Source organism: Allobosea sp. RAF48 (genome assembly GCF_052114025.1).
Taxonomy (GTDB): domain Bacteria; phylum Pseudomonadota; class Alphaproteobacteria; order Rhizobiales; family Beijerinckiaceae; genus Allobosea.
Genome location: NZ_JBFRDZ010000034.1, coordinates 1 through 10,232, shown reverse-complemented (window position 1 = coordinate 10,232; position 10,232 = coordinate 1). Strand labels below are relative to the sequence as shown.

Genomic DNA, 10,232 nt, shown 5'->3' with positions numbered 1-10,232 from the left:
GCGAATCCCTTCTTCGTCCGGTGCTGCCAGCCGCCGGCGACAGAAACGAGCTCGTAGGGTCGGCCGGCCAACTCATCGCGGATGTCAGCGATCAGCAGATCGATACTGCAGTCGCGGCCGACGACGCGCGCCAGGGCCTGTCGGCCGACGGGCTCCGGCGACGCGAAGATGACGGCTTCAACGCGCCCCATCCACTCACGCCACCGAATCTCCGGCGGCAGATCCGCCAGCTCGGCGTCGAAAAGTTCCTCCGTCTGGGCGCGTTTGGCCATGCTCTAGAGCCCGTAAAGCCGAAAGCTGGCACGCCCGGAGAGCTCACGCACAGCCCCGAAACTGACCAAGCGCTCGAACAGCCGACGCGAACCCCAGCGGGTCAGATGGGTGGTCTGCAGCGTGCCAGACACGGCATCGCTATCGAGCAAAAGCTGGATCACTTCCGCTGCCCCCTTGGCGCGCAGCTTCGGCGTCACCTCGATGAGCCGTGCCGCCCGCGGCGCGATCTCGCCGGCAAGCCAGCAGGCCTGCGCCGCTGCCAAGGCGACTGCCACGCAGATCGCGCGCTCGAACCCCTCCCCTCCCGCACGCACGCGACCTCGATCATTGAGGCTGCGGAAGGCAGCCCCGTGCGCCTGCGTCACCAGCAAGGGCACGGTCTCCGGCCAGCGCATGCGCCGGGCCAAGACCTGATCAGCGAGCCACCAGCCGAGCAGGCCGGTGTCCGGTCGCAGCCGTTGGACCTCGGCGGCGATCGCCGCAGCGGCCAAAGGCGCGGGTTGGCCGGAGCGCGCGAGGTCCTCGAAATGGTCCACCAGGGAGACGAGGTTGTCACTCCAGCGCAGGCCGAGCCGATTCACTGCCCTGCGCAAACGGTCGGGAGAGACGTTGGGCGAGCGCTCGGCCAGGCTTTTCCAGGCGGCAAGCAGGTTGCCGGCCGGGCCGGGATCGGCTCCCGGCATACGCAGGAGCCAAGCGTCGCGCAATTGCGTTTCGGTCTCGGTCCGTCCGGCCAGCACGACGGCTTCGGCAGCAGATTTCAGAGCCAGCCGCTGGCGCCAGGCGCCGGCCCAGGGTGGCGCCGCACGCACCAGATGATCCAAGGAATTCAAGGCCGAACCAGCCAGAAACGCGGCTTCGACATCGCTCGTCACGAGCCCGCGCGGAACCGCCCAGCCTGGTACGGCAGGCGGCCTCCAGACGGCGGAGGGCGTTGAAGCGGGACCGATCATCGAGCGAAGGATAGACCAACTGTGCGCTTGGTACCATGATTTTTAAGTCAAAGCGCACACTGCGTCGAAAACGAATAATGACCGATAATCTTGCATTATCGGTCATTTTTGTCTTTATAGATGAAACGCGCGATTTGGCGGCCCTCCGACCTGCGGAATGCCTCTGGCAATGCACAGGCCTGCCAAAACGACCATGAATGAGGAGGCCACAGGTGTCGGGAAATTCGATCCTTCCGGAAACCGAAGAACGCGCCCAAACCGGGTCAGTTGCGGCGCATCTCGAAGGGCTCGCAGCGCGAGCGCGCGATTATGTCGAGGCGGCGAGTTCGGCCAACACGCGCCGAGCCTATGCGGTGGACTGGCGGCATTTCAGCGCCTGGTGCCGGAGCCAGCAGCTCCCTCCCCTGCCGCCGGATCCGCAGATCGTCGGCCTCTACATCACCGCTTGTGCCGCAGGCGCAGCGATGACAGGGCGAAAGCCGAACTCGGTTGCGACGATCGAGCGCCGTTTGTCAGCCTTGAGCTGGAACTACGCGCAGCGCGGCACTCCGCTCGATCGGCGGGATCGTCACATCGCCACGGTGCTCGCCGGTATCCGCAACAGCCATGGCCGGCCCCCGGTGCAGAAGGAGGCGGTGCTGGGCGAGGACCTCGCGGCGATGCTGGACACCCTGGACCGCGGCACGCTGCGCGGGCTGCGCGATCGCGCCATCCTTTTGCTCGGCTTTGCCGGCGGCTTGCGTCGCTCCGAGATCGTCGCGCTCGACGTCGGCAAGGATCAGACACGCGATGGCCGCGGCTGGGTCGAAATCCTCAAGGAGGGTCTGCTCGTCAGCCTGCGCGGCAAGACCGGCTGGCGCGAAATCGAGATCGGTCGCGGCTCAGCCGATCTGACATGCCCGGTCGCCGCCCTGCAGACCTGGCTCACCTTGGGGCGGATCGCTCATGGCCCACTGTTTCGGCGGGTGACCGGCCAGGGCAAGCAGGTCGGCCCCGAGCGGTTGACGGACCAACATGTCGCGCGACTGGTCAAGCAATGCGCCATGGCCGCCGGCATCCGCGGCGATCTGCCGGAAGGCGAGCGCCTGCAGCGCTTCGCAGGCCATTCGCTACGCGCCGGACTGGCGTCCTCGGCCGAGGTCGACGAGCGTTACGTTCAGAAGCAGCTCGGGCACGCCTCGGCCGAGATGACCCGCCGCTATCAGCGACGACGCGACCGCTTCCGGGTCAATCTCACCAAGGCCGCTGGGCTGTAAGGCAAGACCGTTTCGCCTTAGGTCGCCAAACGACCAAAAACCCCATAAATGGCCGCTGGCGGCGTTTGGGCACCTTGCCTCACCAACCCTGCCGCCACCTCCACGGAGGACAGACAGGGCCCTTCCTACGAGGTCGGTTTTTTCGGCTACCCGGATGATCCCATGTGGCATGAGTCCAACGGACTGCGGTTCAGTCCGGAAACAGTACGGTTCTTGCCGGGCGCGGAGTACTTAGCTATATATTTAGCTAAGGGAGATACTCCATGGCCCAGTTCTCGGTTCACGATGCGAAGACCAATCTGTCCAAACTGATCGCCGACGCACTTGATGGCGGAGATGTCGTTATCGCTCGTGGTAGCGTGCCGGCAGTCCGTCTGGTGCCGGTCACACCACGCGGTAAGCGACACTTTGGAGCTCTCAAGGGAAAGATTGCCATCGATGCGCGCTTTGATGAGCCGCTGCCCGAGGGTGAACTCGTGGGATGGAATCTCACTTGAGACTGCTGCTTGATACCCATGCTCTGATTTGGTGGCTTGCGGGTGACGAGGCGCTTAGCCTTCGGGCCCGCGAGGCTATCGAAGACCAGGCCAACAGCATCGCCGTGAGTGCCGCCTCTGCCATGGAGGTTGCCACAAAATTCCGCATAGGCAAGCTCCCTGATGCCGCCCTGCTCGCGCAGGACTTCGAGGCGATCATCGCCGATCAGGCCTTCGCCGAACTGCCAATCACCGTTCACCACGCCCGGCGAGCCGGTGAGATGGACATCGCGCACAAGGACCCATTCGACCGTTTCCTGATTGCCCAGGCTCAATCCGAGGACATGGTCCTGATTTCAAACGAAGCATTATTCGACAGCTTCGCCGTCAAACGCCTGTGGTAGCGAAATCCCCCACACGATAATCCGAATAGCCGATTTGCCTCTGGCAGAGTTCGCACGCTTACAGCCTGCGCGATCTAGCGGAGCAGCGGCAACACGATGGATGCGGCAATCGCCACGAAAATGGCGCCCCGAATAAGGATGCCGTTGATCCGAGCCATGGAGGCTTCCGAGCTGTCAGGCGTACGCATAACCTCGCCTCCCTCTATACCTAGCTTCGGACTCATCACGGCCACGTGCAATCGCGATTGTTCGCGAACCGGCAGACTCTCCTCTCGTGTGGCCAGACAGCAACGGCGCCAGCCCCCTTCCCTCCTCGACGATCAGCACGCGGGGCGAACGAGTCAGCCTACCGCAGAGACCCGGGGCTCATCTCCGATCCAAGAGGAACGAACGCTCAGCCTTCCTTGTTGGCCCATCGCGCAGAATGCGACACGCCCGACCGCGCCGTTTGACACATAACAGTGCCGGTGCCGGTTCAAGCGCGGCCCGGCCCACCATGCTACTCTAAAAAGTAGCCGTCCCGACAACGGGGAGCCTTCCGGCTATGCCCCCCCATTTTCGATCGAAGTCGCAACGACGCCGTAGCCACGCCGGGTCTTCCTGAGCAGCCAATCCTGCAGTGCCTCGGCTGCAGTTTCTTGATCCTCGTAGAGATCGAGCCGCCGCCGGCCGGAACAACCCCGGCGCCCCCATTCGCGTACGAGCGCGACATCGCCAAACAGGGTTGGCTCAATCGCAAGCACATAGAACCGCGCCATGTTCTGTGCTGGATCAGATCGGTCCAGCACCAACATTTGCAAGCGCGGCGCATCTTTGGCGAAGGAGCTGTCCATGCGCGCATCTCGCGCCCATGACATGCACCCGTCCAACGCAAAGGATGAATCAATTCCGTGCTGACGATTCACATCGTTGATGAGCCGCAAGGCGTCCTGCGAAACCTCGCCCCCCGTCGCGAGATCAGATTCCGGATTTGGCGCGCAGGTCCTCGACCGTCGCCGCGCTCACGAGCTCGGCTTGCCCCACCAGCACGCCGCCCTTCATCACCGAACAAGCAGTCACACCCGGACGTGTCTGGATATCCTGGTAGCGGCGAAGCGCCTCCACCGCAGAAGGGGCCGCTTCCTTGACCTTGCTACCCCGGATCGTGGCCTTGATCTGAAACACGTCTATTCCTTTGAAACGCCGAAACCACAGCATCAAGAGCACGCCTCAGCCGCATCGTTCAGGGGAGCTGGCGGCGCCGATATCGAATCGACCGCCTTGCAACACAAGAGGTCATCCGAGGCGATATCAGACCCAGATCAAATTGGCGTCGGTAAAAGGCTTGAAGTTGCGGTCGACCTCGTTAGGGGCGGTGCCACCGCCGTACTCCTTGGCGAGCAAGTAGCCACGGACATCCATCAGCCCAGGTTCGAAGCCGGACAGCATCAACTCCATCGGCGCTTTCCCATTGAAGGGGCTTTCACGATTGATGCCTCGGAGCCATTTCGAGCCCTCGTCGTCAGTCCCCTCCAACAGACGGAGGGATTTATAAATCCCGAGCACCGCCGAAATCCGCAATAGGACGTCGGTTTCAAGGGTCAGAGGCTCGTCGGCGCGGGCAGCATCATACCAGGTCTGAAATTCGTCCGATGTGGGCATACCCAGGAGCGTTTGGATCTCGGCAACGTCGAGCTCCCAGACGCGCGCGACATTGAGGAGCGTCCGTAAGCCAGGTCCACTCACCCGGGCCCGATTTTTGTCGCCAATGGCCTGCGTATGCCAGCAATCTACAGGCAAGCTACGCCCGTTTTGGCTCGCGCCGGCGGCTTCCGATCAGCGCCATCAGCATCGGCCCGATCGAGAACTCGTTGGCTTCGGCTTTCCGCGTCAGGCCACGCAGATACCCGCCGGCACTGGAAATCGCCTCGCCACGCTGCAGGATTGCGGCCACGACAATCGAGGCCTCCGTCTCGCCCATCGCATTCTGCGCATCGAGCCAGGCGCTTGGGCTAATTCCGAGCATCGATCGCACCACCGCTGCCGTCGCCAGGAAGTCTCGCCAGCTGGAAATTCCGCCGCGGGCGTAATCGATGATATCCGGGCAGGCATCGAGGACCATTCCCAGCGGGAACGGCCGTTCTGCCTTCCTCACGGGTTCAGGATCAATCTCGACTTTGACCACCCTGCTTTCTGGAAAGCTAGGTTCAAGATCAATAGGTGGTTGTGGATTTGAATTCTGTTTGTGGCGCTCAGAATGAGACTCATTGCCGCTCAGATTCTGAGTTTTTATATGGAGTTCCAGCAGGTTGAGGATTTCGTCGGCCAGCATCGATAGCTCTTCGGCAATTGGTTCGAGAACCTCCCGCGGGGCCGTGCGCGGAATCCGGTCAACGATCGACCGGTAGAGCGCGCGGATCTCCTGCCAGGTTGAAGGCCCCTGCCCCGCCTGGTGAGCCGGGACGCCTTCCTCCATCGCTGTCGCTATCATCTTGGCGATGTCCCGCCGGCAGATGGTGACGCGCTCCCGCGCGAGCTTCAGGGCTCGCTCCTCGAGCCTGACGTCCTCGGCCGCGCTCTCGATCTCGGCGGATCGAACAACCAGGGGAGACAGATCGAAGCCGAAGGCAAGCTCGATATCCCCGGCCCTCCCCTTCCGCGCATAGCGCTTCCCGTTGGGGCTATCGCGGCGGATGATGAGACCGGAGTCAACGAGCACCGCAAGATGGCGCCGTAGCGTCGCCGGGGACATCCCGTGCGCCCTAAGGGCCAGCTGCTGGTTCGACGGGAAGACAACGAGTTGCTCGCCGGTCAGAACTGTCTCCGGATGAAATGTGAGCAGAGCGTCGAGCACCGCCAAGGCGCGTTCATTCACGCCCAGCCGAGCCTTGGCCGTGCAGATATCCCGAAATAGATTCCATTTGTGGACGGCCTTCTCGGGCAGTCGTTCTTTCGCGAGCGCTTGGCTTGCTACATGGGCGAGCGTCAGCGTCCGCCGCCCAAAGGGCGTCGTTGCGGCGTGATTAACCACGTTTCCTTACCTATGATTAGGCAAAAGAAGTCCGCTCGCCGAAAAGGCGCTTCGTCTCCAAGAGACTCTTGACGGCGATTCGAGGAAGTGCGATTCTCTAGGTGCGAACTACGAGAAGGGCTTCCGGGACACCGTTTCGGGGGCCTTTTTCTTTTGCAGATTTCGGTCACTCACCGCACGTCGCTAACCGACAGTCAGACCAGCACAGCGAATTGCTCTATCCTTTTCCTCCCCTCCTCAACCTTGTCAGCTGACAAGGTTTCTGCGTTTAGCGCCCGCGCCGAGATGCCTCGAAGCGCTTCATCAGTTCCGGCAGCTCCGATCGAAAGAACGATGCGAATTCATTTGCCGAATGGGCTTCGACTTTGAGTCGGATCTCTCGGTTACCGAACATCGCCTTGCCGACGCTTTGCCCATCGCTGGCCATAAGATCGAAAGTCGGCTTCTCCAACGGCGCCTTGGCACCCGATACGGCACTCAAGACCATCTGAAATCTGATGTCAGACGGCTCAGCGCGGACCTTGTCAGCTGACAAGGTTTCCCGGGCCACGACAATTTGAGACGGTGCTTTGGCAAGCTCTGCCGCTAACTCAAGCCATCGCGGGCGCCCGATTTTTGGCGCTCGCCCGATAGCGATGATCACGTCGTCGGGCAGCGTCCTCCATACCGAGCGCATCTTCGCCAACTCGGCATCGTCGATAGAAAGCGCCCCCCGAATGTCTCGCGCTCGAATGCCGGCGGACTCCATGCGGCGTGCGAACACGGCGCGTTCCACCCAACTCAGGTCCTGCCGGCTCGCGTTCTCCAAACCTTGGGATACGACGAGCTCCCCGTCGTCCAAGTCACGGACGATCGCCTTGACCGCGATTCCCAGCTCGCGTGCGGCGCGTACGCGCCGATGCCCGTAGACAATCTGGTAGCGCTCGGGCCGCTCCGGATGACGTCGAACTTGGACAGGAATTCTCTGACCATCCTCAGCCAGCGACCGTTTGAACTCCTGAAACCCAGCGTCATCGTCGTCAGGAAGGCGATCAGGAAACGGGGAGGGGTCGATGATGTTGGAATCGAGCTCCACGATTCCTCCAGCACCAGCATCGACAATAGCCTGAAGCCGATCACGCTCCTCCCGGATGTCCGAAAGCGTCCTCTGCGTAGCTCCAATCACACCTGCAGGAACCCGCGGCGTTGGCGTAGTAAAGTTCTCCAACCCAGCATCGGGACGCATACTCTCGCTGTCGCTCTCCGACGCGGTCTGAGACAGCAGCCCGAAACTCGCTACGATCGACTGGCGCGCAGGCTTCTTCATCGCCGCCCCCAGCTCTCGTTGATGAGGTCGACAATGCCTTCGTTCACCGCATCAAACGACTCGCGCGCGCGTTTGAACGCTTCGCGTCCAATCTCTCCAGTCTCTAGTTCGTAGATGCTTCTCTTCGCCAATCCCGCAGCTTCGACGGCCGTGCTTTCGACAGCTGCCGGCACAAGGACGTCGTCGGGGAACAGCATCCGGAGCATCGATACAATTTCAGTTTGAGGCTTATCGTATGGGTTGTGGCGCGTAATCAGGTACCGGAAGAAATCTTGCCGCATGGATGCGCGCTCACGCGAGATCACGTCGATGAGATCGCCCATCATCAGCAAAAACTGACCCATCGAAGCCACGTCGAGCATCGCGGGATGGATCGTTACGATCATCCCGGTTGACGCATAAATCGCGCCTAGCGTCAGGTATCCAAGCGACGGCGGCGTATCGAGAACGACCACGTCATAGTCATCCTCCACCTCGCGAATTGCCAAGCCAAGCCGTTCGAAGAAGAGCGTGTCTGCCTTGCGAGCTTGAGCCAACATACGAGGCGTTTCGTACTCGAATTCCATCACCTCCAGATTGCCTGGGATGAGGTCGACGCCCGGGAAATACGTCTTCCGAATTACATCTCGCAGAGGGCGGCGATGTTCATCGTAGCGAAGCGCAGCCCAAACCGTCTCGTTGGCAGCGACATCCATCTCTGGTTGCGCACCGAACATCGCAGACAACGATGCCTGCGGATCCAGGTCAACCGCGAGTACCCGATAGCCCTGAAGCGCGAGATAATGAGCGAGGTGCACGCTGGTAGTTGTCTTGGCCGAACCGCCTTTGAAATTGGCAATTGCCAGGATCTGCAGATGCTCTCCACGTCGCCGATGTGGGAGAAAACGAAGGGCCTCAGACGGCTTCTGGGCGGCGAACAAATGCCTCAACTCGTTGATCTGAGCGAGAGTGTAGGCTCGGTGATTATTCTCCAGGCGAGCGGGCAGGGGGCCTTTGCCCTCATTGGACATAAGCTTAAGCGTCGAATCGGGAATGGAGGTGAGCTTCGAAACCTCATTCGTCAAAAAATGACGTAGGCTCTTTTGCGCATGTGGTGGGTACATACGCTCGCGCAGCGCATTCAGCTGCTGCGACAGGACCCGGGCATGCTTCCACACGCGCTCGGCAGGTGCCAGCGCCTGTACAGCTTTTTGTGCCACGGCTTCGGGCATTGGCGTAAGAATTCCTCTTTGTCGGGCAAAGGCCGATTTATCGGCCTTCTCCCGACAAGCTACGCCATGATTCTAGCTGCGGGTCCAGAGGTTTAAGGTTAACGAGCTGTTAATGACAAACGATCGTCAGTTGATCCAGATGACTGCGCCCCCTGCCTCAATGATCGATGCAAGAGCCGCGGGAAGAGCGGTATCGGCAATTTTGATATCCCGCGCACCCATAGGGGAGGGTGCATTGACCTGAGCCTGATCTGAGCCCTTAAAACTGGATCGCTTTGAGCTAGAGTTTTCCGCGTCGTTTCCCATGGGCTGGGAGGAGCGGAAGACGATGAAGGATTCGAAGTTCTCGGACGCCCAGAAGGCGTTCATCCTGAAGCAGGGCGCGGACGGGATTCCGGTGGCGGAGATCTGCCGGCGGGCCGGGATCAGCCAGGCGACGTATTTCAACTGGAAGAAGAAGTACGAGGGGCTGCTGCCGGCCGARATGCGCCGGCTGAAGCAGCTCGAGGACGAGAACGCGAAGCTGCGCAAGCTCGTCGCCGATCTCGCCTTCGACCGCGAGATGCTGCAGGACGTGATCCGCCGAGAGCTCTGAGGCCTGGTCGCAAGCGCGAGCTCGTCGGCCTGATCTGTGGCGAGTGGCAGGTGTCGATCCGGCGGGCCTGTGCGGTCCTGGAATTCGACACGTCGAGCTACCACTACAAATCCTGCCGGCCCGACCAGGCCCCTTTGGCAGCCCGGATCAAGGCGATCTGCGAGACCCGCGTTCGCTATGGCTATCGTCGTGTCGACGTGCTGCTGCGACGCGAGGGCTGGCCTGTCAATCAGAAGCGGATTCGGAGGATCTACAATGAGTTAGGCTTGCAGCTCAGGAACAAGACGCCCAAGCGCCGGGTCAAGGCGAAGCTGCGYGAGGACCGTGCGCCGGCGACGCGGCCGAACGATGTCTGGGCGATGGACTTCGTTCATGATCAGCTCGCCACCGGGCGTAAGATCCGRGTTCTGACGGTGGTTGACACCTTCTCGCGCTTCTCGCCGGCGGCCGATCCCCGCTTCAGCTACCGGGCCGAGGACGTCGTCGCCACGCTGGAAAGGSTCTGCGCGAAACTTGGCTATCCGAAGACGATCCGTGTCGATCAGGGTTCCGAGTTCGTCAGCCGCGACCTCGACCTGTGGGCCTACGCCAAGGGCGTCACGCTCGACTTCTCCCGCCCGGGAAAGCCGACCGACAATGCCTTCATCGAAGCCTTCAACGGCCGTTTCCGCAGCGAGTGCCTGAACACGCACTGGTTCCTGACGCTTGCAGATGCGGCCGAAAAGATGGAGGCTTGGGTCAGATACTA

General features: G+C 61.5%; 12 protein-coding genes. 4 read left to right on the top strand and 8 right to left on the bottom strand.

Annotation, left to right across the window (positions count from 1 at the left end):
- A partial coding sequence (locus AB4Z10_RS29535; RefSeq protein ID WP_441473966.1) for an SMC-Scp complex subunit ScpB occupies positions 1 to 272 on the bottom strand: 272 nt, incomplete at its 3' end.
- Between the two features lie 3 nt (positions 273 to 275).
- Entirely contained in the window at positions 276 to 1,226 is a 951-nt protein-coding gene (locus AB4Z10_RS29530) for a DUF1403 family protein (protein ID WP_441473965.1), read from the bottom strand.
- Positions 1,227 to 1,423: 197 nt separating this feature from the next.
- Here AB4Z10_RS29530 and AB4Z10_RS29525 point away from each other — a divergent pair, with 197 nt between their 5' ends.
- From AB4Z10_RS29525 to AB4Z10_RS29515, 3 genes are all read left to right on the top strand, one after another.
- Complete coding sequence (locus tag AB4Z10_RS29525; protein WP_441473964.1) at positions 1,424 to 2,482, top strand: tyrosine-type recombinase/integrase; 1,059 nt, start codon at positions 1,424 to 1,426, stop codon at positions 2,480 to 2,482.
- Between the two features lie 263 nt (positions 2,483 to 2,745).
- Positions 2,746 to 2,979, top strand: coding sequence for a type II toxin-antitoxin system Phd/YefM family antitoxin (locus AB4Z10_RS29520; RefSeq protein WP_441473963.1), 234 nt, complete (start codon positions 2,746 to 2,748; stop codon positions 2,977 to 2,979).
- Positions 2,976 to 3,362, top strand: coding sequence for a type II toxin-antitoxin system VapC family toxin (locus AB4Z10_RS29515; protein WP_441473962.1), 387 nt, complete (start codon positions 2,976 to 2,978; stop codon positions 3,360 to 3,362). Before AB4Z10_RS29520 ends, AB4Z10_RS29515 begins: the two co-directional genes overlap by 4 nt.
- A gap of 542 nt (positions 3,363 to 3,904) precedes the next feature.
- Here the strand turns inward: AB4Z10_RS29515 and AB4Z10_RS29510 are convergent.
- From AB4Z10_RS29510 to repA, 6 genes are all read right to left on the bottom strand, one after another.
- Positions 3,905 to 4,195 carry a WGR domain-containing protein gene (locus tag AB4Z10_RS29510; protein WP_441473961.1) on the bottom strand — a complete coding sequence of 97 codons (291 nt, stop codon included), beginning with the start codon at positions 4,193 to 4,195 and terminating at the stop codon, positions 3,905 to 3,907.
- A 124-nt stretch (positions 4,196 to 4,319) separates the two neighbouring features.
- Positions 4,320 to 4,526 carry a hypothetical protein gene (locus AB4Z10_RS29505; protein ID WP_199084333.1) on the bottom strand — a complete coding sequence of 69 codons (207 nt, stop codon included), beginning with the start codon at positions 4,524 to 4,526 and terminating at the stop codon, positions 4,320 to 4,322.
- Between the two features lie 126 nt (positions 4,527 to 4,652).
- Entirely contained in the window at positions 4,653 to 5,141 is a 489-nt protein-coding gene (locus AB4Z10_RS29500) for an MbcA/ParS/Xre antitoxin family protein (protein ID WP_441473960.1), read from the bottom strand.
- Position 5,142: 1 nt separating this feature from the next.
- Positions 5,143 to 6,372 carry a plasmid replication protein RepC gene (repC, locus tag AB4Z10_RS29495; RefSeq protein WP_441473959.1) on the bottom strand — a complete coding sequence of 410 codons (1,230 nt, stop codon included), beginning with the start codon at positions 6,370 to 6,372 and terminating at the stop codon, positions 5,143 to 5,145.
- Between the two features lie 268 nt (positions 6,373 to 6,640).
- Positions 6,641 to 7,678: a plasmid partitioning protein RepB gene (gene repB, locus AB4Z10_RS29490; RefSeq protein WP_441473958.1), complete on the bottom strand. Its 1,038-nt coding sequence runs from the start codon at positions 7,676 to 7,678 to the stop codon at positions 6,641 to 6,643.
- Positions 7,675 to 8,889 carry a plasmid partitioning protein RepA gene (gene repA / locus AB4Z10_RS29485; protein ID WP_441473957.1) on the bottom strand — a complete coding sequence of 405 codons (1,215 nt, stop codon included), beginning with the start codon at positions 8,887 to 8,889 and terminating at the stop codon, positions 7,675 to 7,677. Before repA ends, repB begins: the two co-directional genes overlap by 4 nt.
- Before the next feature lie 328 nt (positions 8,890 to 9,217).
- On the opposite strand from repA, the gene AB4Z10_RS29480 reads away from it, so the two are divergent.
- Positions 9,218 to 10,232 (top strand): IS3 family transposase gene (locus tag AB4Z10_RS29480; RefSeq protein ID WP_441473956.1). Its coding sequence is split into 2 segments (ribosomal slippage), with 1,016 coding nucleotides annotated over them: positions 9,218 to 9,479 and positions 9,479 to 10,232; the frame shifts between segments, so codons are not numbered across the junction. This gene is flagged as partial in the annotation.